The sequence below is a fragment of the Gilliamella apicola genome (assembly GCF_003202655.1).
In the GTDB taxonomy this organism is placed as follows: Bacteria; Pseudomonadota; Gammaproteobacteria; order Enterobacterales; family Orbaceae; genus Gilliamella; species Gilliamella apicola_R.
In genome coordinates, this window is record NZ_QGLR01000014.1 from 77,481 (window position 1) to 101,798 (window position 24,318).

The 24,318-nt window shown below is 35.4% G+C and carries 24 protein-coding genes; 13 read left to right on the forward strand and 11 right to left on the reverse strand.

Annotated features, from left to right (window positions below):
• The first annotated feature begins 6 nt into the window (after nucleotides 1-6).
• The 4 genes from citD (at nucleotide 7) to citX (ending at nucleotide 3,333) form a co-directional block, all read left to right on the forward strand.
• The gene (gene citD, locus DKK70_RS12825; protein WP_110434371.1) at nucleotides 7-297 is read left to right on the forward strand and encodes a citrate lyase acyl carrier protein; all 291 of its coding nucleotides are present in this window, start codon (nucleotides 7-9) and stop codon (nucleotides 295-297) included.
• Nucleotides 294-1,181 (forward strand): citrate (pro-3S)-lyase subunit beta, encoded by an 888-nt coding sequence (gene citE / locus DKK70_RS12830; protein WP_110434372.1) that lies wholly within the window; start codon nucleotides 294-296, stop codon nucleotides 1,179-1,181. Before citD ends, citE begins: the two co-directional genes overlap by 4 nt.
• A gap of 12 nt (nucleotides 1,182-1,193) precedes the next feature.
• A complete protein-coding gene (gene citF, locus DKK70_RS12835) occupies nucleotides 1,194-2,723 on the forward strand; it encodes a citrate lyase subunit alpha (RefSeq protein ID WP_110434373.1) in 1,530 nt (509 codons plus the stop codon).
• Between the two features lie 61 nt (nucleotides 2,724-2,784).
• Nucleotides 2,785-3,333: a citrate lyase holo-[acyl-carrier protein] synthase gene (citX, locus tag DKK70_RS12840; RefSeq protein ID WP_181416013.1), complete on the forward strand. Its 549-nt coding sequence runs from the start codon at nucleotides 2,785-2,787 to the stop codon at nucleotides 3,331-3,333.
• 82 nt (nucleotides 3,334-3,415) lie between these two features.
• Here the strand turns inward: citX and metB are convergent, their stop codons facing one another.
• Complete coding sequence (gene metB / locus DKK70_RS12845; protein WP_110434375.1) at nucleotides 3,416-4,600, reverse strand: cystathionine gamma-synthase; 1,185 nt, start codon at nucleotides 4,598-4,600, stop codon at nucleotides 3,416-3,418.
• 179 nt (nucleotides 4,601-4,779) lie between these two features.
• Here metB and metJ point away from each other — a divergent pair, with 179 nt between their 5' ends.
• A complete protein-coding gene (metJ, locus tag DKK70_RS12850; RefSeq protein ID WP_034883394.1) occupies nucleotides 4,780-5,097 on the forward strand; it encodes a met regulon transcriptional regulator MetJ in 318 nt (105 codons plus the stop codon).
• A gap of 93 nt (nucleotides 5,098-5,190) precedes the next feature.
• On the opposite strand, the gene rpmE is transcribed toward metJ, so the two are convergent.
• The 8 genes from rpmE to DKK70_RS12890 form a co-directional block, all read right to left on the reverse strand.
• Complete coding sequence (gene rpmE, locus DKK70_RS12855; RefSeq protein ID WP_034883381.1) at nucleotides 5,191-5,406, reverse strand: 50S ribosomal protein L31; 216 nt, start codon at nucleotides 5,404-5,406, stop codon at nucleotides 5,191-5,193.
• A gap of 141 nt (nucleotides 5,407-5,547) precedes the next feature.
• Nucleotides 5,548-6,600 (reverse strand): outer membrane-stress sensor serine endopeptidase DegS, encoded by a 1,053-nt coding sequence (degS, locus tag DKK70_RS12860; protein ID WP_110434376.1) that lies wholly within the window; start codon nucleotides 6,598-6,600, stop codon nucleotides 5,548-5,550.
• A gap of 112 nt (nucleotides 6,601-6,712) precedes the next feature.
• Nucleotides 6,713-8,086, reverse strand: a complete 1,374-nt coding sequence (locus DKK70_RS12865; RefSeq protein ID WP_110434377.1) for a Do family serine endopeptidase — start codon at nucleotides 8,084-8,086, stop codon at nucleotides 6,713-6,715.
• 84 nt (nucleotides 8,087-8,170) lie between these two features.
• On the reverse strand, nucleotides 8,171-8,575 hold the full coding sequence (locus DKK70_RS12870) for a YhcB family protein (protein WP_110434378.1): 405 nt from the start codon (nucleotides 8,573-8,575) through the stop codon (nucleotides 8,171-8,173).
• 48 nt (nucleotides 8,576-8,623) lie between these two features.
• Entirely contained in the window at nucleotides 8,624-9,085 is a 462-nt protein-coding gene (locus tag DKK70_RS12875; RefSeq protein ID WP_110434379.1) for a DUF721 domain-containing protein, read from the reverse strand.
• A 255-nt stretch (nucleotides 9,086-9,340) separates the two neighbouring features.
• The gene (locus tag DKK70_RS12880; RefSeq protein ID WP_110434380.1) at nucleotides 9,341-10,612 is read right to left on the reverse strand and encodes an MFS transporter; all 1,272 of its coding nucleotides are present in this window, start codon (nucleotides 10,610-10,612) and stop codon (nucleotides 9,341-9,343) included.
• A gap of 35 nt (nucleotides 10,613-10,647) precedes the next feature.
• Nucleotides 10,648-12,060: a glucuronate isomerase gene (gene uxaC / locus DKK70_RS12885; RefSeq protein ID WP_110434381.1), complete on the reverse strand. Its 1,413-nt coding sequence runs from the start codon at nucleotides 12,058-12,060 to the stop codon at nucleotides 10,648-10,650.
• A gap of 15 nt (nucleotides 12,061-12,075) precedes the next feature.
• Entirely contained in the window at nucleotides 12,076-13,545 is a 1,470-nt protein-coding gene (locus DKK70_RS12890; protein WP_110434382.1) for a mannitol dehydrogenase family protein, read from the reverse strand.
• Between the two features lie 280 nt (nucleotides 13,546-13,825).
• Here DKK70_RS12890 and DKK70_RS12895 point away from each other — a divergent pair, with 280 nt between their 5' ends.
• The 3 genes from DKK70_RS12895 to DKK70_RS12905 all read left to right on the forward strand — a co-directional run bounded on the left by DKK70_RS12895 (nucleotide 13,826) and on the right by DKK70_RS12905 (nucleotide 16,939).
• On the forward strand, nucleotides 13,826-14,587 hold the full coding sequence (locus DKK70_RS12895) for a GntR family transcriptional regulator (protein WP_110434383.1): 762 nt from the start codon (nucleotides 13,826-13,828) through the stop codon (nucleotides 14,585-14,587).
• Between the two features lie 75 nt (nucleotides 14,588-14,662).
• On the forward strand, nucleotides 14,663-15,844 hold the full coding sequence (gene uxuA, locus DKK70_RS12900; RefSeq protein ID WP_110434384.1) for a mannonate dehydratase: 1,182 nt from the start codon (nucleotides 14,663-14,665) through the stop codon (nucleotides 15,842-15,844).
• 633 nt (nucleotides 15,845-16,477) lie between these two features.
• A complete protein-coding gene (locus DKK70_RS12905; protein WP_110434385.1) occupies nucleotides 16,478-16,939 on the forward strand; it encodes a DUF3597 domain-containing protein in 462 nt (153 codons plus the stop codon).
• Between the two features lie 91 nt (nucleotides 16,940-17,030).
• On the opposite strand, the gene pth is transcribed toward DKK70_RS12905, so the two are convergent.
• Nucleotides 17,031-17,615 (reverse strand): aminoacyl-tRNA hydrolase, encoded by a 585-nt coding sequence (gene pth / locus DKK70_RS12910; protein WP_110434386.1) that lies wholly within the window; start codon nucleotides 17,613-17,615, stop codon nucleotides 17,031-17,033.
• Between the two features lie 81 nt (nucleotides 17,616-17,696).
• Nucleotides 17,697-18,644 (reverse strand): ribose-phosphate pyrophosphokinase, encoded by a 948-nt coding sequence (locus DKK70_RS12915; RefSeq protein ID WP_034883364.1) that lies wholly within the window; start codon nucleotides 18,642-18,644, stop codon nucleotides 17,697-17,699.
• A 259-nt stretch (nucleotides 18,645-18,903) separates the two neighbouring features.
• On the opposite strand from DKK70_RS12915, the gene trmB reads away from it, so the two are divergent.
• From trmB to galE, 5 genes are all read left to right on the forward strand, one after another.
• Entirely contained in the window at nucleotides 18,904-19,605 is a 702-nt protein-coding gene (trmB, locus tag DKK70_RS12920; RefSeq protein ID WP_110434387.1) for a tRNA (guanosine(46)-N7)-methyltransferase TrmB, read from the forward strand.
• A gap of 18 nt (nucleotides 19,606-19,623) precedes the next feature.
• The gene (gene nfsA / locus DKK70_RS12925) at nucleotides 19,624-20,349 is read left to right on the forward strand and encodes an oxygen-insensitive NADPH nitroreductase (RefSeq protein ID WP_110434388.1); all 726 of its coding nucleotides are present in this window, start codon (nucleotides 19,624-19,626) and stop codon (nucleotides 20,347-20,349) included.
• Nucleotides 20,346-21,509 carry a histidine-type phosphatase gene (locus DKK70_RS12930; RefSeq protein ID WP_110434389.1) on the forward strand — a complete coding sequence of 388 codons (1,164 nt, stop codon included), beginning with the start codon at nucleotides 20,346-20,348 and terminating at the stop codon, nucleotides 21,507-21,509. Before nfsA ends, DKK70_RS12930 begins: the two co-directional genes overlap by 4 nt.
• Before the next feature lie 450 nt (nucleotides 21,510-21,959).
• Complete coding sequence (locus tag DKK70_RS12935; protein ID WP_258363951.1) at nucleotides 21,960-23,243, forward strand: MFS transporter; 1,284 nt, start codon at nucleotides 21,960-21,962, stop codon at nucleotides 23,241-23,243.
• Nucleotides 23,244-23,272: 29 nt separating this feature from the next.
• Nucleotides 23,273-24,289 carry a UDP-glucose 4-epimerase GalE gene (gene galE, locus DKK70_RS12940; RefSeq protein WP_110434390.1) on the forward strand — a complete coding sequence of 339 codons (1,017 nt, stop codon included), beginning with the start codon at nucleotides 23,273-23,275 and terminating at the stop codon, nucleotides 24,287-24,289.
• Nucleotides 24,290-24,318: the final 29 nt, after the last annotated feature.

The following is a 24,318-nucleotide window of genomic DNA, read 5'->3' on the forward strand; positions in this document are numbered from 1 at the left end:
AAAAAAATGAAAATACAAAAAGAAGCCATGGCTGGAACTCTCGAATCGAGCGATTTGTTAGTTAAAGTCATGCCAAATACTGGCATCGAAATTATTATTAATAGTGATGTAAATAAACAATTTGGCGATCAAATACGGGCTGTTGTCAATCAGACTTTAAATGATCTAAATGTAACTGATGGGTTAATTATTATTGATGATAAAGGCGCTTTAGATTGTGCAATCAGAGCAAGAATTCAATGTGCAGTATTACGCGGTGCAGAAGAAGAGAACTTAGATTGGAGTAAATTACTATGAAAAAATTACGCCGAAGTATGCTGTTTCTTCCCGGTGCCAATGCCGCAATGTTATCAACATCTTTTGTCTACAAACCTGATTCAATTATGTTTGACCTTGAAGATGCTGTGTCTATCAAAGAAAAAGATTCAGCACGTCTACTCGTCGCACAAACATTGAAGTTACCTGTTTATAAAGAACATGGTATTGAAACGGTAGTTAGAATTAATGCGTTAAATACCCCATTTGGTCTTAAAGATTTAGAAGCCGTAGTGCGTGCTGGGGTTGATGTTGTGCGTTTACCAATGACCAATAGTGCTGAAGATATTCATGAACTTGAAGCGCAGGTTGAACGTATTGAAAAAGAGTGTGGTCGTGAAGTGGGTAGTACTAAATTAATGGCCGCAATTGAGTCAGCTCAAGCGGTGGTTAATGCGGTATCGATTGCTAAATCATCGCCTCGTTTAATCGGTATTGCTCTTGCCGCTTTTGACTATCTTGTTGATATGCAAACAGAACGCGGGGATGGTACTGAACTATTTTATGCGCGTTGCGCTGTTTTACATGCTGCTCGTGTAGCCGGTATTGATGCTTTTGATGTTGTCTATTCAAATGTTAATGACGACGAAGGCTTTTTAAAAGAAGTCAGTCTAATCAAAAAATTGGGATATAACGGTAAATCATTGATTAATCCACGACAAATCGAGCTATTACACAATGCTTATGCTCCTACTGCTAGTGAAGTGGAAAATGCGAAAAAAGTCGTTGAAGCAGCTGAAGAAGGTGAAAGAAAGGGGCTTGGAGTTGTTTCTTTGAATGGCAAAATGATTGATGCACCGATTATTGCTCGGGCGCAAAAAACCATTGAACTAGCCAAATACTCCGGTGTCCGTAAAGAAATTTGATAGGATTGAAATATGACAACGTCTATAAACCAAAAAATTGCTGATTTATTAAAACAACATCCTGAGCTTAAAAATATCACACCATTTATTGATGCTAATGCAACCACGCCATATTTAAAAGATGAGTCTAAATATACGCGTAAATTATGTGATTCGCTTGAACAAGCCTTTAAAAAGTGTGAATTACGTGACGGTATGACCATATCTTTCCATCATGCATTCCGTGAAGGTGATAAGGTCATCAATAAAGTTGTAGAGACAATTAGTAAATTAGGCATTAAAAATCTAACTTTAGCATCAAGTTCATTATTAAGTTGTAATGCCTCATTAATCCCACATATTGAGGCTGGGGTGATCACTAAAATTTACACCTCTGGATTACGTGGAAAATTAGCTGATGCGATTTCACACGGTTTAATGGATAATCCGGTACATATCCATTCTCATGGAGGACGAGTAAAACTTATCCAAAGTGGTGAAATTAATATTGATATCGCATTTTTAGCCGTATCAACTGCTGATGAACAAGGTAATGCTAATGGTGTATCAGGTAAATCACAATGTGGCGCACTTGGTTATGCGATGGTTGATGCTCAGTTTGCTAAGAAAGTCGTTTTACTTACTGAAGATATTGTTGCTTATCCTAACCATCCAGCCAGTATTCGCCAAGATCAAGTTGACTATATTGTTAAAGTTGATGAAGTTGGTGATCCAACTAAAATTAGTGTTGGTGCCGCGCGTATTACCACAAACCCTAGAGAATTAATGATTGCCCGCTATGCCGCTGAGGTTATCGAAAATTCAGGTTATTTCAAAGATGGATTCTCAATTCAGACTGGTTCTGGTGCATCATCAACAGCAGCAACCCGTTTTTTAGAAAATCGTATGCGCGCTAAAAATATCACAGCCTCATTTGCTTTAGGTGGCATTACAGCAAGTATTGTTGATTTACATGAAAAAGGTTTGGTTAAACGTTTATTAGATACCCAAAGCTTTGATGGTACAGCAGGACAATCCTTAGGTCGAAATAAAGATCATATTGAAGTCTCAACCAATGTTTATGCGAACCCTGCTTCTAAAGGAGCAAGTGTGGATGAATTAGATATTGTCATTCTTAGCGCTCTTGAAGTAGATTTAGCTTTCAACGTCAATGTACTAACCGGATCTGATGGCGTAATGCGCGGAGCATCCGGCGGTCACTGTGATACAGCAGCTGGAGCAAATCTAACTATTATCGTTGCGCCACTAATTCGCAGCCGAATTCCAACGGTAATAAGAAAAGTAACCACTATTGTCACACCAGGTGAAAGTGTAGATGTGTTAGTCACTGACCATGGTATAGCGGTAAATCCTGCTCGTCCTGAAATCGCAGAACGTTTAAAAGCAGCTAATTTACCAGTAATGACTATTGAAGAACTTTATCAACGTGCTGTTGCATTAACAGGTGAACCCAAACCAATTGAATTTAATGATAAAATTGTTGGAGTTGTTCACTTCCGTGACGGTTCAATTATTGATGTTGTTCGTCAAGTCAAAGACTAATTAACTTTGGAAAAGCAATAGCATAACAAAATGCTAAGTTATGCTATTACTCAACATCATTATGAATAATTCAACATTAAGATTCGACGATGGTATTAACATAACGCTTGAACAAATGTTACTGACCAAAGAAAAGCGTGTACACCATCAGCAACAACTTTTTGCGCACTACCCTTATCCACTAATATCATTAAGTTTAGTAATACCGGGACCAATCAAAAAAAGTAGTGGCTCTATATTCTTATTTACTCAAGCATTAGATGCTATCCACCAGATGTTAAACCAACATAATATTTCTATTATCCATGAAAAACTTTATGAAAGCATAACTGGTGATGAAGCATTATTATCAATTGATTATAACGTTGATATGCTTAAACAACTGTGTATAAAAATTGAGGAAAACCATTTTTTAGGGCGATTATGGGACATTGATGTCATTGACCCTATTACACAAAAAAGTATTTCGCGCACTAAATTCGCACATTATTCGCGGCAATGTCTAGTTTGCCAAGATAATGCTAAAGTTTGTGGACGCAGCAAACGACATGCGATTAGTGAAATCCTTACTGCCATTACCAATAAAGTTAATGATTATCGAAATAGTTAGATTGAGATAGATATGTACAAAATGATATCAATAGAGTCGAAAAATAAGCCATTTTCCAACTCTATTGGTTAATTGATAAAGTTTAGATTTGCGCTAATGCCTGCTCTAAATCCCCAAGGAGATCATTGATATCTTCAAGACCAATCGAAATACGTAATAATTGATCAGAGATACCTGCGGTTTTACGCGCTTCTGCACTAATACCTGAGTGTGTCATGGTAGCTGGATGACAAATTAAACTTTCTACACCGCCAAGCGATTGAGCTAGTGTGAAAATATTCAGTGCCTGCAAAAATTTCGGCATAACATCGGCATCACCGACTAATTCGAAACTTAGCAAAGAACCAAAGCCTTTTTGCTGTTTTTTAGCAATATCATGGCCAAGATTGGTTGGTATGGAAGGATGGAAAACTTTTGCAATTTTAGGGTGATTGGTTAAATATTCCACTACTTTTTGCGCGTTTTCTTGTTGTAATCGAACTCTGGCAGCAAGCGTTCTTAGACCGCGTAATAGTAAATAACTGTCGAATGATGAAGTTGACGTACCTATATTATTTGCCCACCATAATACGTCGGTTGCTAATTGTTGATCTTTAAATACCAATATTCCAGCAAGTAAATCGGAATGACCATTTAAAAATTTAGTACCAGAATGGCTAACAATATCCGCACCAAGTTCTAACGGTTTTTGTAGAATCGGCGTCATAAAGGTGTTATCAACCAAAACTAATGCACCAACCGCATGCGCTTGGCGAGCAATCTCTGCTATATCAACAACTCGTAATAATGGGTTACTTGGTGATTCAACTAACACTAATTTAGGTTTTAGACTTAATGCTTCTTTTAAGGCGGCAGGATCTGATTGGTCTACAAATTTTGTTTTAAAATACCCTTTTTGGCTCAAACTATTAAATAATCGATAACTACCACCATAACAATCATGAGGTGCAACCACGACATCATTTGGGCCAAGTAAGGCTACACTGACTAAATGTATTGCTGACATACCGCAATTAGTTAAAATAGCATCAACACCACCTTCTAATTTAGCGACGGTTTCTTCAACTAATCGTCTACTTGGATTGGATTTGCGACCATAATCAAACTTTCTTGGGGTGGCAAACTCTTCATATCGATAACATGTTGATGGCGTAATAACAGGAACTACGCTACCAAATTGATCATCTGTATTTAATCCGCCACGAACCGCTATAGTACCTTGACTAAAATTAGCGCCTTGGCTTAAGTTTTTAGAATTACTAGCCATAACAACCTTCCTTACCAAACATTTATTTATTTTTAGAACTCAGTTGTATAAGAATAACACAACAAAAAAAGACGTCAACATGTCTAGACGTCTAACTATCTTGGTGTATAGATTGCAGCTAAGCAAAAAAAACGCTAAAATTACCCACATTATTTGTGATGCGATTTGGTGAAAAAAATATGATGGAATGGAACGGCGATTATATCAGCCCTTATGCCGAGCACGGCAAAAAAAGCGAACAAGTAAAAAAAATAACAGTCTCAATTCCGTTGAAAGTACTGAAAATATTAACCGATGAACGTACAAGACGACAAGTAAATAACTTGCGCCACGCAACGAATAGTGAACTATTATGTGAAGCTTTTTTACATGCTTATACCGGTCAACCATTACCTTGTGATGAAGATTTACAAAAAGATCGTGATGATGGCATTCCACTACAAGCACAGAAAATGATGCGAGATTTGGGTATCGACCCTGATTTAATTGATGAATAATTGAGTTGTTAAAAAAACAATAGCTACAAAAAAGGCGCTTTAAGCGCCTTTTTTAACAATGTTAGTGTAACAAATTTAGTTAGTGTAATAAACTTATTTTTTACCGCCAACCATTGCGAAACGTTGTTTGAATTTATCAACACGTCCGCCAGTTGCAACATCACGTTGTTTACCAGTATAAAACGGATGACATTCACCACAAACGTCAAGATGAATATCGTGACCAATTGTTGAATGAGTATTAATAACATTACCGCAAGAACAAGTTGCTTTAATTGCTTTATATTCTGGATGGATACCTTCTTTCATAATAAACCTCTAAAGTTTGTTCGTATCGCTATATAAATGGCTTAATCGCAAAATCTATACACCATACGAGTGTTAAATAACATGATAAGGGTGCGAATTATACGTCCTATATGAAAGATAATCAAGTAATAAAAGACCAAGCTAAACAGGTAACAGGCCTATAGTTATTTGAAGTTCAATCTTTTCTCCATTACGTAAAACTATTATGGGGACGGTTGTTCCTGGTTTCAACTCTGCAATTTGATCCATAGTTTCAACTATTGATTTTACTGGTTTATTATCAACCATAATTAAAATATCATTTGCTTCAATACCTGCCTGTAATGAAGGCCCTTCTGCATTGGTGACTAAAATACCTAAAACTTTAGGTGGATCGCTAGGATTTTGCGTTGGTGCAAACTCTAATCCGTCAATGCCAATATAACCTCTAATCACTCTGCCATCTTGAATTATTTTATTCATTATTTTAACGGCCAAAGCGGTTGGAATAGCAAAACCAATTCCTTCAGGAACATCGCTACCTAGATTTTTAGCAAATGTTAATGTGTTAATGCCAACCAATTCGCCTTTAGTATTTACTAATGCACCGCCTGAATTACCATGATTAATGGAAGCATCAGTTTGAATAAAGTTTTGTCGACGATAGGGACTTAATCCATCACGCCCTGTTGCACTAATAATACCTTGGGTAATGGTTTGACCAATATTGTATGGATTGCCAATAGCTAATACGACATCACCAATTTTCGGTTCCCGTTTAGGATTGATATTGATGGTTGGAATATTAGTCGCTTCGATTTTTAGTACCGCAATATCAACCAACTTATCAGAGCCAACAGGTAATGCCTCAAAAATTCGACCATCTTGCAAAGCAACGATAATTTGCTCGGCACCAACTACAACATGATAATTGGTGATGATATAACCATGCTCACTCATAATTACACCCGAACCAAGTGGTGTAATAGAACTATCTTGTGATTGTTTGGGAACAGTATTAATCGATCGGCTATATATATTGACCACTGCCGGCGCAGCAATCTTAACCGCATCAGAATAACTCATAGGTTGGTCATTAAAAATAGATCTTGAAAAATCAGATTGGGTTCCGTTTCTTAACGAAGGGAAAATAATAAGCAACACTATCGCTAAAACAGTACCAATTAATATTGGCCAAAGAAACTTTTTAAGCATAATTATGATTAGCAAAATGAGAATGGTTGCTAGGATTCTATCATAACTAACTGCGGGTTAACACGAAGTTTTCGTCGATGCTAAGCATCGACGAAATATAGCCTAAAATCACTTAGCGTAAGATAAGATACAGACGACTATCTCCTCTTATAATATTTAAAGCAATTGCTGAAGGATTACTATCAATAATTTTACGTAGTTCTGAAACACTATTGATTCTTGCTTTATTAACCCCAGTGATAAGATCACCTTCTTGTAAACTTAAACGAGAAGCAGGTGAATTTTTAGCAATACTTTTAATTAATACACCTTTTTGACCTTTTACTTCACCATTGATAAGTGTCGCGCCATTAAGCGCTGGATGAATTGCTTTCGCTTCAGTAATTGTTTCATCACCATTTTTCAGTTTAACCTCAACAGAAATTTCTTTACCATCACGTATGATACCTAATTTGACGGTACGACCTGCTCCTGTTGTAGCAATTTTAGCGCGTAATTCAGCAAAACTATTAACTGGTTTGCCATCCATCGAGATGATGATATCACCAGATTTAATTCCAGCATCTTTCGCTGCAGAATCATTCATAACTTCACTAACAAAGGCACCTTTTTGTACGTCAAGATCAAAAGCTTTGGCAATATCTGAGGTCAATTCATTACCTTTAATGCCTAATACCCCGCGTTTAACTTCACCATATTCAATAAGTTGCGAAGTTAAACTTTTAACCATGTTGCTAGGTATCGCAAAACCAATCCCTACATTACCACCACTTGGCGCAATAATAGCCGTATTTATTCCAACTAGTTCACCATTTAAGTTAACTAAAGCACCACCAGAGTTACCTTGATTAATAGAGGCATCAGTTTGAATGAAATTTTCAAAACCATTCATATTAAGCCCACTTCGTGCTAACGCTGAAATGATACCGGATGTGACTGTTTGACCAATACCAAATGGATTACCAATGGCAACCACATAATCACCCACTCGAGTTAAATCTGAGTCTGCCAGTTTAATTTCAGTTAATCTTTTGACATCATCCACTTGTAATAAAGCAATATCACTTTGTGGATCTTTACCAATTAATTTTGCTGGATATTCATGACCATCATTCAAGGCAACGATGATTTTATCGGCGTTATCAATCACATGATTATTAGTAACAATATAACCTTTTTTCGCATCAATAATTACACCAGAGCCTAATCCTGAAAAAGTTCTCGATTGGCTATCAGGATAACCGAAAAATCGTCTAAATTCTTCCGGCATATTATTTTGCATTTGAGTTGTACCTTCAACTTTAATACTGACTACTGAAGGTAAAACAGTTTCCAACATTGGCGCTAACGATGGTTGCTGTTGGTTATTATCTGTTGGGATAAATGGAAATGCAGCATAAACATTGGATACTGTAGCTAAACTTAAACCTAAACCTAATGCTATTACGCTTAATAGTTTTTTGGGTTTTCTTAAGGAATGACTCATCGTAAAACTCTCTTATTTAAGGAATTTAATATTTAAAACACAGATTTCATTAGTATGATTTAACTAACAAATATTTAATATTAATTAAGATTTAATATCATCTGTTTTGAATAATCCAGAAGGATTATCTGAATAGTCTTTAGGCTGTTCTTCAAGTGTTAACTTGTTTTTGACACTGATATCCTTATTCGCTTCTAAATCTATCATTGGCATGTCATCAAAAGTCGAAAATTGCCCAGAAGTTTCGGCAATATGTTGATATAATCGACGAAATTCTTTAGCCATATTGTCTAATATTTCAGCGCTATGTGAAAAGTGTTTCACCATCATTTGCTTTTGAGATACTAATTCTTCTTGAGCTTGTTCGTATTCACGTTTAAGTTTGGCGTATTTACGGCCTTTTTGAGAAACAAAATTCATGAAAATCATACCTACAATAAAACCAATAATTAGGCCAATGACAATATAGGTAATCATACTTTTGTCCATATTTCACTCCTGTATCTTTTCATTTGTTACTTCTAAATATTGTTCAACTTATTTTGCATGGTTAGCAAGTTTAATCAATTGTTTTTTTAGTTTTTCTGGAGCTTGCTCAGCCAATGCCTTTAAATATATAGCTGTTTGCACCGAAATCACACTGTTAATTTTAGCATTATTGTTAGAAAAATTAACTGATTGCGAATAATTTGTCGCAATAGTTGGATTAATCTTGTATTGAATAGAGGATAGCGACGGTAAGATTTTTCCACGTATGCCCGAGATTAAATTACTTTGTTCATATTTTATTCTTGTCAACCAGTTAGCCGAACTAACCTCAAGAATAAGCACACCTTGACGATAATTAGCAACTCTATATTGCTGATTTAAAGGCGTTGGAAGTAACTCATCAATAACTTTCGTTAATTGACTCAATGCCTGGGTTCTTTCTTTTATCTGGCATAATAAAGCCCCTTGTGACAAAAGGCTGGTCAACACTTTTGGCTCATTATCACGCATGAATTAGGCTTATCCTTCCTCTTTGCTAAAATTAATAAAAATTAATTTTTAACCTAAAAAATTTAATGCTAAATAATTTACCTGATCTGGTTTAAAAAGTCGTGTAAAAAAATGATATTTACACTTTATTTGATTTATTGAAAATGAATAGAAAGGTCAAATAGTTCAATTAATCAACCAACAATGATAGTTAGGTTCAAAAATTTTGAGCCTAACTATTAAAGTTAATATTAATTATTTGTTAGTTTTTAATGATTAATTACTGATACTATTATTAACTTTGTTTTCTCGAATAAATGTCCAAAGCACAATTGCGCCAATTACATCGAAGAACGCTAGAGCTATGAAGAATGGACCAAAACCAATTATGCCTACGAATGCACCAATGAAAAGGTTAAATATTAACTGCCCTGTCCAAGCACAAGCACCAGCCATACCAACAGCGGTCGCAACTTGATTTTTCTTGAATAAATCGCCACCTAAAGTCGATGCTACAGTCGATAATAATTGATGTGAAAAACCACCTAAGCTGATTAAAAATACTGCTAAATATGGATTTTCGACAATACTAACAAAACCAATTGTCATCATTAATACTGCACCGATAGTAAAGGTTATCAATCTTGAATTGATTAAAGATACTCCTCGGTCATTAAAAAACTTGGCAACAAAACCACTTGCTAAACAACCTAGATCAGCCATTAAAAATGGTAACCAAACAAACATAGCAATTTCTTTTAAACTAAAATGCAGTGTTTCAACGAAGAAGATTGGCACCCAAAAATTAATTGTTCCCCACGCAGGGTCAGCAAGAAAACGTGCAATACCAATACCCCAGAAATTACGCTGAGTAAGGATTGTTGCAAGAGATACCTTCTCTTTTTGGTTATCGACGCCTAAATATTTCTCTTGTCCCGCTTCAATATACTCTCGCTCTTCAGGAGATAATATTTTTGAATCTTTAGGATCACGGTAAAAAATAAACCATGCAAGCGCAGCAAATAATGCTAACGAGCCTGAAACAACAAAAGCGAACTGCCAACCTTGGAATAAAATACACCAAGCAATTAAAGGCGGCGCTAACATAGCCCCAAAAGATGTCCCCATATTAAAGACACCTGAGGCAATTCCTCTCTCTTTTGCTGGGAACCATGTCGTTGCGGTTTTTATTCCTGCTGGAATAGCTGATGCTTCACTAAAGCCCATCACCCCACGCATGAAAGCTAGACCTTGCCATGTCCCCGTCAAAGCATGCCCCATAGTTGCTAGCCCCCAGATTACGGCACAGATAGCAAATCCAAGTCGAAGACCGATAGTATCAATGAAGAAGCCCATAATAGGTTGACCTATGGTGTAAGCTAATTGGAAAGCACTCACTATCCAAGAATATTGCTCTTTAGTAATACCGGTAGTTTCTAAAATCGTCGGCGCGGCAACACCCAATGCAGTTCGATCAAGATAGTTGATAATAGTAATAGCACAGACTAGTAAAATCATACACCATCTAAATTTTGGAATTTTTTTCATTTCGTTTCCTTCGTCCTATTTAATGTTAAATCGTTTTATTGCTTTTTAGAAAAATAATGATTTGCATTGTTAAAACAAATATTGCTAATCATGTTGCCAACTAAATCAAAATCAGCTGGAATTTCGCCATTAACCATCCAATTGCCGACTAGATTACAGAGAATACGTCTAAAATATTCATGTCTGGTAAATGATAAGAAACTACGAGAATCAGTTAGCATACCGACAAATTGACTTAATAATCCCATTTGAGAAAGTTGCATTAATTGGCGTTCCATCCCATCTTTCTGGTCATTGAACCACCAGCCTGAACCAAATTGAATTTTTCCGGCAATACCTGAACCTTGAAAGTTACCAGCCATCGTCGCTAGGACTTCATTATCTCGAGGGTTTAAGCAATACAAAATAGTTTTCGGTAGTTCATCCGTTAAGTCTAAAATACCTAATAATGAAGAGAGAGGTTCGGCAATTGGTCTATCGCCAATCGAGTCAAATCCAGCATCTGGACCCAGTAACTTAAACATTCTTTGATTATTATTACGTAGTGCACCTAAATGTAATTGCATAACCCAATTACGTTTATGATATTGCTTACCTAACCAAACCAGCACCGCAGTACTAAATTGCGCAATTTCTAATTCAGAAAGAGGTTGATTAGTAAGGCGTTTAGTTAATATTTGATCGAGCTGTTTTTCTGAAGGAATATCAGCATAACGTAAAATTTCAATACCATGATCGGCTGCTTCACAACCATGTTGTTCGAAATGATCTAGCCGCTTGGTTAATGCGCAAAGTAGTTTTTCAAAATTATTAATTTCAATATCAGCAACTTTGCCTAATTGAGCGATATAATCAACAAAACCAGTTAGTTCGATTTTAAAGACTTTATCTGGTCGCCAACTAGGCCTTACTTTCGTTTGCAATGAGCCATCTAATGCAATTTGTTTATGATATTCAAGTGAATCAATAGGATCATCTGTTGTGCCTACTGCTTTGACATTCATTTGTGTCAAAATACCACGAGTTGAAAATTCAGCCGTCGCTAATTTAGCATTTGCCTCTGTCCAAATTTTATCCGCTGTTTTTTCATTAAGAAGAATATCTTTTATACCAAATGGTCTTTTTAACTCTAAATGAGTCCAATGATAAATTGGATTTCCAAGCGTCAAAGGAACAACTTTTGCCCAAGTTAGGTATTTTTCATAATCAGAAGCATCACCGGTAATAAATTTTTCATCGATACCTGCTGTGCGTAATACTCGCCATTTATAGTGATCACCGGCTAACCAAATTTCAGCTAAATTACCAAAGTTTTTATTTTCAGCAATATCTTTAGGTGGTAAATGGCAATGATAATCATATATAGGTTGATCTTTGGCGTAATCAAAATACAGTCTTTGCGCCGCATCAGTTTGTAATAAAAAGTTATCATCTAAAAATTTTTTCATTGTTTTCCGTCCAATTTATAAAGATAAATCCTTAATAGTCTGTTTGGCTCCTTTCTCCATTAATGAAAGATAATGCTGAGTAACTTTGTCTTTAAATAATGTATTATTTGGTAGATCAGATCCAAAAACGGCAGCCAAACTTAGTAAAGTGTTAACTCTTTCTATACCATCATCACTTGCAGCAACAAGTCGTTTCAATTCCTCAACCATTGGATCACGAATATCGATTATTTGTTGATTATCATCGATACCACCAACATAACGCATCCACCCGGCTACGCCTAAAGCGAGTAATGAAAAATCAGAATTATGCTTAATATGCCAACGGATTGAGTCAAGCATGCGTTGTGGTAATTTTTGGGTACCATCCATAGCAATTTGCCATGTTCGATGTTTTAGTGATGGATTACTAAATCGTTCAATAAGTTTTTCAGCATATTGTTGTAAATTGACGTGAGAAGGAACATTTAAGGTTGGTGCTTGTTGTTGCATCATTAATGATAAAGTCGCTTTTTTATAATTTTCGTCATTCATACAATCATTAATATGCTCATAACCAGCTAAATAACCTAAATAAGCTAAGAATGAATGGCTACCATTCAACATCCGAAGTTTCATCTCTTCATATGGGACAACATTATCAACAAATTCAGCACCAACTTCGTTCCAATTAGGTCGAGATGTTACAAAATTATCCTCAATAACCCACTGAATGAATGGCTCACAAGCAATACCACAAGGATCAAACATTCCGCCTAATTCCTCTTGGATTTCTTCTAAGGTTTCAGGCGTTGCGGCAGGAACAATACGGTCAACCATCGTACATGGGAAAGTTGTATTGCTTTCAATCCATTTTGCTAACTCTGGATCACGGGCATTGGCTAAATCTAAAATAGCTTTACGCAAAACTAAACCATTTTCTGGCATGTTATCGCAGGATAAAGCAGTAAATGATTTTAAACCTCGTTGCATTCTTCTATATAATGCTTCAACAATAACACCGGGAGCTGACATAGGTTTACTTGGTGATGCTAAATCGGCTTTAATTAATTCATTATTCAAATCCAATCCTGTTCCGCCAGGCAACATACAATAACCTTTTTCTGTCACCGTTAACGAAACGATTTCCACTACCGGATCAGCCATTTTTTCTAAAATTGTTTCTATACCATCAGTTGGAGCTAACAATGACTCTTTAACACTACCTATAATATAGGCTTGTTTAGATGTTGCCCCTTTTTCTAATACTGTATAGAGATGATCTTGTTTACGAATATCATTGATTAACTCCTCACCTCCAACAATATTCACTTCACAAATAGCCCAATCACTATTGCCTTTATTTAACAGGCGATCAGTAAATAATGCCTGATGTGCTCTATGAAAGGCGCCGAAACCGATATGAACAATACGAGCAGTCATTGTTTGCCTATTGTATAAAGGTTTATTTTTAATTGATTGTGGGGTTTTTAATAAATTGAGCATTTTTTATACCATGATTAACTAGTTAACAACATTTATTGGTTAGACATATTTTCATTTGTTGACAAATTTTTCATCTATATTTTTTAATTTTTGTGACTTATGTCACATTTTTTGGTTTATTTTATGAGGATGTTTGCTAAAATCTCTATAATGCATAACAACATTGGTACACCAATTTAACGGTGTTATATATTTCTTTGATTATTCACTTAGAGGAGTTGTGATAATTAGCGTATAATTATCTGCAACAAACTTAATAGAATTCTGAGGATTATAGATTATGCCAAGGGTCCATCGACTCTATCAAAAAATTGGTAATGAGTTAAAATCATTATTAACTAGTGGTACCTTTAAAATTGGTGACCGACTACCACCAGAAAGAGATATTGCAGAAACTTTTAATGTTAGTCGTACGGTAGTTCGAGAAGCATTAATTATGTTAGAGCTTGAAAAATTAGTTGCCGTAAAAAAAGGTTCTGGTGTTTATGTTATTGGTTTACCTGACGAGTTCTTATCCGAAAAAGATAGAGAAATAGAAGAAGAAGATTTTGGCCCATTTGAGCTGTTACAAGCAAGACAACTTCTTGAAAGTAACATCGCCGCATTTGCTGCGTCACAAATTGTAAAGTCCGATATTATTGAGTTAAGAACTATAATTGAACAAGAACGGCAAACTTTAGAACAAGAAGTACTTGATGACTATAGTGCCGATGAAATGTTTCATGTTGCAATAGCTCGAGCCACAAAGAACTCAATACTTGAGCGTCTGTTAGAAGACTTATGGTCAAAACGTTCATCAAGTAAAATGTGGGACCAATTGCAAAGTAGAATAATTGATCATAGTTATCGAAAAAAATGGTTATATGATCATGAAAGAATTCTACAGGCACTACAATTAAAAGATTCAATGGCGGCACGTCACGCTATGTGGCAACACTTGGAAAATGTTAAACAAACATTAATGACAGTTTCTGACAGTGAAGATCCAAATTTTGATGGTTATTTATTTGACTCTATTCCAGTCACTATTGTTAACCAATAGAAACAAATATGCATTGTTTATGGATCTTCATTTTAGAATAAATTAGTAAATGAAAAATCATTGAGGAGATTTTAGATGGAACAAACAATGCGCTGGTTTGGACCTAACGACCCTGTATCATTGGCCGATATTAGACAATCAGGGGCAACAGGAATTGTTACAGCCTTACACCATATACCTAATGGTGAAGTTTGGACAATTGATGAGATTGAAAAACGAAAAAAAATGATTGAAGACAGTGGCCTTACTTGGTCTGTCGTTGAAAGTATTCCTGTTCATGAAGAAATTAAAACCCATTCTGGTAATTTTGAACAACATATAGCCAACTATCAACAGTCGATTCGTAATTTAGCTGCTTGTGGTATTGATACAGTTTGTTACAACTTTATGCCGGTATTAGATTGGACACGAACCGATCTTGGTTATCAATTACCGGATGGTTCTAAAGCATTACGTTTTGATCAAATTGCTTTTGCAGCATTTGATATTCATATTTTAAAACGACCTAATGCCGAGAAAGATTACACACCAGAAGATATACTGGCAGCAAAAAGTTATTTTGAACAAATGTCTCAAGCTGATAAAGATAAACTGGTTGGTAATATTATTGCTGGTTTACCTGGTGCTGAAGAGGGTTATTCACTCGATCAATTCCGAGCTCATTTAGCCACTTATGATGGTATTGATAAAGCTAAGTTACGCGAAAACTTTGCTTATTTTTTAAAAGCTATTGTTCCAGTCGCAGAAGAAGTTGGTGTAGTTCTAACCGTGCATCCAGATGATCCTCCTAGACCAATTTTAGGTTTACCACGTATTGTTTCAACCATCGAAGATATGCAGTGGATGAAAGAGACAGTTGATAGTATCCATAACGGATTCTGTTTCTGTACTGGTTCTTATGGTGTTCGTAGCGATAATGATCTTGTGACAATGGCGGAAAAATTTGCTGATCGAGTTCATTTTATTCATTTACGCGCAACAGTTCGTGAAAATAATCCATTATCTTTCCATGAAGGCGATCATTTAGCTGGTGATGTTGATATGTATGGAGTAATTAAAGTACTGATTGCTGAAGAAGAACGACGTAAAAAAGCGGGAATTAAACGTTCAATACCTGTTCGTCCAGATCACGGTCACCAAATGCTTGACGATCTTAATAAAAAAACTAATCCTGGCTATTCGGCGATAGGCCGCTTAAGAGGTTTAGCAGAAATTCGTGGCGTTGAATATGCAATTAGACGTGCATTTTTTGAGTAAAATTTAATTATTTTTTAATTATCTTAATTTCTTAGTTATCTTAGTTAAAGAGCCCATAATAATGGGCTCTTTTATTTTCTTAATTTGCACATAAAAATAGCGTGATATACACGCTATTTTCCTTATATTGTTAGGATGTTTTTATTATAACTAATTATTTTGCATAATTAATTATCGATATTTACTATTTAGAACACCTTTAAATCAAATTGAAGAATAAAATTCATAGATTAATTTCTTCGTTTAGACTAATGTTCAATGATTTAAGGCTAATTAATAGAGGCTGTATTATAATTGGTAAACCAAATAATACTACTATTTTAAACCAATATATTGCAGAATTTGTTAAATTACGTGACACAAATCACATTACTTGTACAAATTGGTATAATAAATTTTTATAGTAAAAAAATCAATCCGTTTAAATTAATAGTTAAATAATTTCAAAAAAGAATATTCAATAAAAGCAGAAGGTATCTTTGTACACCCTTAATTGGATATTACAAAAAATGCTATCAGTTAATTCTAGCTTTGACACTATTTATATTTAACCGCTATACTTTAGGGGATATTTTCTACATCTGTATCGTTAAGCAGTTTTTTAATAAGCAGTTTAAACATAAGGGGTGTAAAATGGGTATCTTAAATAATATTTTTTCTAAAATATTTCCAAGCGCACAGGCCGCGGTAGGTCATGCAAAAGATGCGGTGAAAGAGCAAGTTGATAAAATTACTGACACCGTTAAAGACAAAACTTCTACCAATACCGACAATACTGGAAATAATAGTAATTCCGATCAAAATCAACAAAATTCCTCAGAAAACAAAACGCCTATATCTCAAGTCGACGTTATGTCAATTTTGGATAATTTGGCTAAAAAATTTCCTGAAAAACTTAATTGGAAAACCTCAATTGTTGATTTATTGAAATTATTAGGTATTGATAACAGTTTAGATGCACGCAAAAAATTAGCAACTGAACTTAATTATACTGGTAGCACAGACGACACCGCCGCAATGAATACATGGTTAATCAAAGAAGTAATGAAAAAAATTGCAGAGAAAGGCGGTAACGTTTCTCACTTATTTTCTTAGTCTAAATAGATACGTGATTTGTCATCCACCTGTTCATCAGGTGGATTTTTTTATATTTAATTTATTACGGGACAGGTTATTTTTAGCAAGTTTAAGCTTTGAATGAATGCAGACGATTCATCGCACTTTCTATGCCATCCGTTAAGAGAATATTGGTACAATATATTGATTCATCAATAGCTTTATCAATTAACTCTTGTTCAGGTTTAGATGGTTTATTTAATACATAACCGACGACTTTATTTTTATCGCCTGGATGCCCAATTCCAATTCTTAATCGATAAAAATTCAGATTATTGCCAAGTTTACTGGCAATATCTTTCAAGCCATTATGACCACCATGACTACCGCCAAATTTCAATTTAGCAATACCGGGATTAAGATCTAACTCATCATGAGCAACTAATATCTCATCAGGTTGAATTTGATAAAAAGACGCCATTGCTTGAACCGCTTTTCCACTTAAATTCATAAAGGTTGTTGGTACTAGCAAACGGACATCATGACCATTAAGATTAATTCGGGCAGTGTATCCAAAAAATTTAGGATCATTTTTTAATGGTTGATTATAACGTTCAGCAAGAAGATCCACATACCAAGCACCAGCATTATGGCGAGTTGCCGCATATTCGTTACCGGGATTTGCTAAACCTACAATAAGTTTGATTGTTGTCATAATAGTTTAATCATTAATTATTTGGTTATTAGTAAAAAGCCCCTATGTATGAGGGGCATTTATCTAATTGGCAAGAAAAGATTATTGATGGAACATTGCTGAAATTGATTCTTCGTTACTAATACGTCGAATTGCTTCAGCAAGCATGCCTGATAATGTAAGTTGACGCACATTATTTAATCCTTTAACTTCAGCAGTTAATGGAATTGTGTCACAAACTACGATTTCATCAATGGCAGAATTTTTAATGTTACTAACCGCTTTTCCTGAGAAAATTGGGTGAGTAGCATAAGCGAAAACACGTTTTGCACCGCGAGCTTTTAATGCATCAGCCGCTTTACAAAGCGTTCCAGCAGTATCGATCATGTCATCAACTAAAATACAATCTCGGTCTGCGACATCACCAATAATATTCATCACTTCTGCTTCATTAGCACGTTGACGACGTTTATCAATAATCGCCATATCTGTATCATTTAAAAGTTTAGCAATCGCACGTGCACGAACCACACCACCAATATCCGGAGATACCACGATTGGGCGTTCAAAATCACGTTGTAACATATCTTCTAAAATCACAGGACTACCAAATACATTATCAACTGGTACATCAAAGAAGCCTTGAATCTGTTCAGCATGAAGATCAACAGTTAAAACCCTATCAACACCAACAGTTGATAAAAAGTCTGCAACAACTTTGGCAGTAATAGGAACACGAGCTGAACGCACTCGGCGATCTTGCCTTGCATATCCAAAATAAGGAATAACAGCAGTAATACGACCGGCAGATGCTCGACGCATTGCATCAATCATTACTAATAATTCCATTAAATTGTCATTAGTAGGCGCACAAGTTGATTGGATAATAAAAACATCTTCACCACGGACATTTTCATTAATTTGGACATTGACCTCACCGTCACTAAAACGGCTAACAATAATATCACCAAGGGAAGTATAAAGACGATTAGCTATACGTTTTGCTAGTTCGGGTGTGGCGTTACCAGCAAACAGCTTCATATCAGGCACGAGAAATCCTCAAGCGTGTAATCATGATTACATAAAACGTAATCGGTTAAATCGGAGTTATATTATATAATCATTTACAGAGCATCCTCAACCAGATTATAAAAAATTCTTACAAATATTTTATATCTGTCACAATTATATATAGAAAAATAAGTTAACAAGATGTTTTTTGAAGTGGATTAAAAATCGGTTAAACTACTGTACAACAAAGGTGAACAATTACCTTGATAAACTATTTAACAATAACAGCAGATACGCAATGAGTGAACAATTAAAAACCAATAATCAACAGACAGAATCTAAACGAACAATACGTAGTTTTGTATTGCGACAAGGCCGCTTAACCAAAGGGCAACAACAAGCTTTAACTCATTTATGGCCTATATATGGCATTGAATATAATGCAAATTCATCAATCACTATTGAGGATAATAAACCGACAATATTAGAAATCGGTTTTGGAATGGGCGCTTCATTAATTGAAATGGCCAACGCCTCTCCAGACAAAAATTTTATAGGTATTGAAGTTCATCGACCTGGTGTCGGTGCTTGTTTAATGGCTATTGAGGAAAAACAATTAACTAATTTAAAAGTGATGTGTCATGATGCCGTTGAAGTTTTAGAAAACATGATACCTAATGAATCATTAGATAAAGTACAAATCTTCTTTCCCGATCCTTGGCACAAAGCAAGGCACAACAAACGCCGAATTATTCAACCGGAGTTTGTTAAATTAATTGTCAAAAAATTAAAAACTAATGGGGTGTTACATTTAGCGACTGACTGGCAACACTATGCCGAGCACATGCTCGAAGTACTTAGTCAAGCTGATGGATTTAAAAATTTATCGCCAACTAATGACTATATCCCAAGACCTGAAGATCGCCCTATTACCAAATTTGAAAAACGTGGTCAAAATTTAGGTCATGGTGTTTGGGATTTACAATTTATAAAAAAATAGTGGTATTAAGGAGCCATTATGCAAAATAAAACAATTGATATAATTTGTCATCGTCGTTCAATTCGGTCTTACCAATCAACGGCATTAACTACAGAGCAGATAGAATCACTTGTTCAAGCTGCACAATCGGCTCCAAGTTCCAATTTTCTACAATGCGCGACAATAATTAGAATTACAGACAGCAAAAATCGTGCAAAACTAGCACATTATGCGGGAGATCAGGAGTATATACTTCAGGCCCCTGAATTTTGGGTGTTCTGTGCCGATTTTAATCGGCATTTTCAAATTGCTCCAACTATTCCCCTTGAAAAAGCAGAACAGCTGTTAGTGGGTTGCATTGATACGGCGCTTATGGCACAAAATACCGTTATTGCGGCCGAGTCATTAGGTTTAGGCACAGTTTATATTGGCGGATTACGCAATAATATTGAGAAAGTAACACAATTATTGGCCTTACCTAAATATGTTCTTCCGCTTTTTGGGCTTTGTATTGGTTATCCTGACCAAAATCCAGATCGAAAACCAAGATTACCGAAAGAATTAGTTTTTTTTGAAAATCACTATCAACCAATCAATCATCAATTATTAGCACAATATGATACTCAGATGCGTCAGTACTATGACCATCGACTGACTAATCAAAAAACCAATGGTTGGAGTGATAAAATCGTAGAAAAAATTATCAAAGGGCAACGAGATTTCATTTTAAATTATTTGCATAAACAAGGATGGATAACTAAATGAACAACAATCAATACCAATTAGACAAAGTCGTTATATTAAGCCGCCACGGTATTCGCACACCATTAGAGAACACGATAGCATTTTTAGAAAAATCCAGCCCATTTAAATGGCCAAGTTGGGATCATGCTTATGGTTATTTGACCACCCGAGGTGGAGTACTAGAAACTTTTTTTGGCCATTATCTATCTCAATGGCTTGAACAACAAAATATTAAACTTACCCCTGAAAATCCCGATATCTATGTTTATGCAAATAGTCTTCAAAGAACGGTAGCGACAGCTCAATTCTTAGTTGCTGGCGCTTATGCAGGTTATGATATTCCTATCGTACATAAATATACCATTGAAAAAATGGACCCTATTTTTGATCCAAGTGTAAAAAATGACTCATCAGAAATTAAACAAAAAGTATTAAAAGAAATCGAAGAAGCTGACCAAAAAGAGGCGATCTTCAAAAATTTAGCCCCGGCTTATAAAATGGTATCGGATATCTTAGACTATCCACACTCACAATTATATGCTGAACTTAAATGTGATTTTGCAGATATCCCTTATGAACTTCATTTTGTAAAAAACGAAGAGCCTGAACTACGCGGGCCATTGGCCATTGGTATTTGTGTTATCGATGCTTTTTTATTACAGTATTATTCGGCATTTCCCAAAGAGCAAATTGCTTGGGGAAGAATAACCAGTCAAGAACAGTGGCAACAATTGATGCAAATTCGCAACCATTATATTGACTTAGTTTTTCATTCTAGAACGATTGCTCGACATAATAGTAAATTATTAATTAATAAGATAGATGATCTATTACACAATAAAAATTACAAAGTCAATCTACTAGTCGGTCATGATAGTACCATTGCCGCACTGCTCGGCGCTTTGGATTTTGCACCATATCAGCTGCCAAACCAATTTGAAAATACACCAATTGGTGGCATGGTTATCTTACAACGTTATCGACATGTAACATCCGGCAAATACTTTTTTAAAGCTGAATACGTCTACCAAAGTTTTGAACAGCTATATACTGGCGAAGCGATTGATATTAATAATCCTCCACAACATTATCAACTCAAGTTGCTAAATGCGACACCAAATAGTGATGGTTTTTATTCGTGGCATGATTTTGAAAAACGTATAAAAGATTTTCAACCCTAAGCTTAATTAATTAGATTGTCTATATGGCTACCAACTTTAAGTCATTAGACGATCTACAAAATAGCTAATAGACTTAAAATTGTTTTCCCCGATTTTATATAACTTGGTCATTGCCATCACAAAATGTAATCGATACCATAAAATAAATGATATTCTGTTAAAATCCTGAAAATCAGACACAAACAGACCTCTATAATTAGTTGCTTAAAAGATAAATAACGCTTTTACAACGGAATGCATTGAATTTTCGTAATTACAATTAAGATTATTAGTCATCTAAATTAATGTTTACAAAATGTAAGCGATTTCACAAAATGTTAACTAGATCACTTTTTTGCCCAATTTTAAATGCTATCATCCTGAGCAATTTATCGCTTTTTGTTTATTTAAAATGTAAGCGATTTCTAGATGATTAAGTAATCATTTAAAGCTTAGCAAAGGAAGTTCATTATGAATCAGAAAATTAAGTCGACAATGCACAACAAAAACTATTGGGTATTTAGCCTCTACTTTTTTCTTTATTTCTTCATCATGGGAGCTTATTTCCCCTTTTTTCCAGTCTGGTTAAAAATGATTGGCTTAGATCAAGCTGATACAGGTTATGTTTTCTCTTTTATTTCGCTATTTGCATTATTCTTTCAACCAGTATTTGGATTGATATCCGATAAATTAGGTTTAAGAAAAAATCTCCTTTGGATGATCACCTTTCTATTGGTGCTATTTGGACCATTCTTTATTTTTATATTAGGTCCTTTACTCAAATTAAATGTGACGCTTGGTGCTACTGCTGGTGGTTTATATTTAGGTATGGTATTTAGTGGTGGTGCGCCAGCAATTGAAGCTTTAGTTGAAAAAATCAGTAGACGAAGCGGTTTCGAATTCGGTCGTTGTCGGATGTTTGGTTGTTTTGGCTGGGCGATTTGCGCTTCATTTGTCGGGATTATGATATCCAAAGATGTTAATGCCGTTTATTGGTTATGTTCTGGATTTGCTTTAGTTTTATTAATTTTAGTCAAAATTGCTGATCCGGCTAAAACACCAACTACGGATGTTGTTGAACAAATGGGCTTAAACAAACCTGAACCATTTAACTTAAAATTGGCGGTGGATCTATTAAAAATGCCTAAGATTTGGTTCTTTATGCTTTACATTGTAGGCGTAGCATGTACTTATGAAGTATTTGACCAACAATTTGCTAACTTCTTTACTTCATTTTTTTCTAGTGAACAAGTGGGGCGTGAGGCTTTCGGTTATGTCACCACATTAGGGGAATTTTTAAATGCGACTGTGATGTTTTTTGCGCCAGTTATTGTTATGAAAATTGGCAGTAAAAATACCCTATTAGTTGCTGGGGCGATCATGTCAATTCGCATAACAGGTTCAGCCTTCGCCAGTTCAGCTGTTGAAGTGGTTATCTTAAAAACATTACATATGTTTGAGGCACCACTATTGCTTGTCGGTGCATTTAAATATATTACCAAACATTTTCCGATTCGTTTTTCAGCAACGGTATACTTAATTGCTTTCTGTTTCGCTAAACAATTATCTATTATGTTTATGTCCACCTTTGCAGGTCAAATGTATGTTAAAATTGGATTTGAAGGAGCTTATTTAGTGCTCGGCTTAATCGCATTTAGCTTTACACTAATCTCGTCCTTTACGTTATCAGGCCGAGGACCGTGGGATTTGTTTAAACATAATAAGATAGAAAAATCTGAAAATAATACAAATTAATTAGAATTAGCATAAGTTAAGGTATCAAGATGAAAATATTAGTAACGGGTGGTTGTGGATATATCGGCAGTCATACTTGTGTTCAATTAATTCTTGCCGGCTATACACCAATTATTATTGACAATTTATTTAATAGTAAAGCCTCGGTATTGGAAAGAATAAAAACCATCACAGGGCAATCAGTCGATTTTTATCATGGCGATGTATGTAATGCAAATATATTAGCAACAATTTTTAAAGAACATGATATCAAAGCCGTTATTCACTTTGCTGGATTAAAAGCCGTTGGTGAATCAGTCTATAAACCACTTGAATATTATGAAAATAATGTTTACGGTAGTATTGTCTTAATGAAAGCAATGCGTGATGCTGGTGTAAAACAGTTGGTTTTTAGTTCATCTGCCACCGTGTATGGTGAGCTAGCGCCCGTTCCTTACGTCGAAACCTTACCACAAGGGTTACCCTCTAGTCCATATGGTAAAAGTAAACTTATGGTTGAACAGTGTATGATGGATTTGGCGGTTGCTGAACCTGATTGGTCCTTAACATTATTGCGATATTTTAATCCTGTCGGCGCGCACCCAAGTGGTTTGATGGGAGAAGATCCGCTTGGCGTACCTAATAATCTTATGCCATTTATCACCCAAGTTGCCGTAGGTAAGCGCGAGTCATTATCGGTATTTGGTAATGATTATCCAACTGTTGATGGTACCTGCGTGCGAGACTTTATTCATGTTGTTGATTTAGCGGATGGTCACATCGCTGCACTTAAAGCTGACCAAAATAGAGCCGGTGTACATATCTACAATTTAGGCTCGGGAGTAGGCTTCAGTGTGCTACAAGTGATTAAAGCCTTCGAAAAGGCATCCGGTAAACCACTTAATTGGCATTTTGCGCCAAGACGTGCTGGCGACTTGCCTGCATTTTGGGCTGATGCCAAGAAAGCTGAACAGCAGTTAGGCTGGAAAACCAAATTAACCCTTGATGATATGGTTAAAGATTCATGGAATTGGCAATCTAAAAATCCACAAGGTTATCCCGATTAAGGTTATATTTACGCAACAGTTGTATTTAT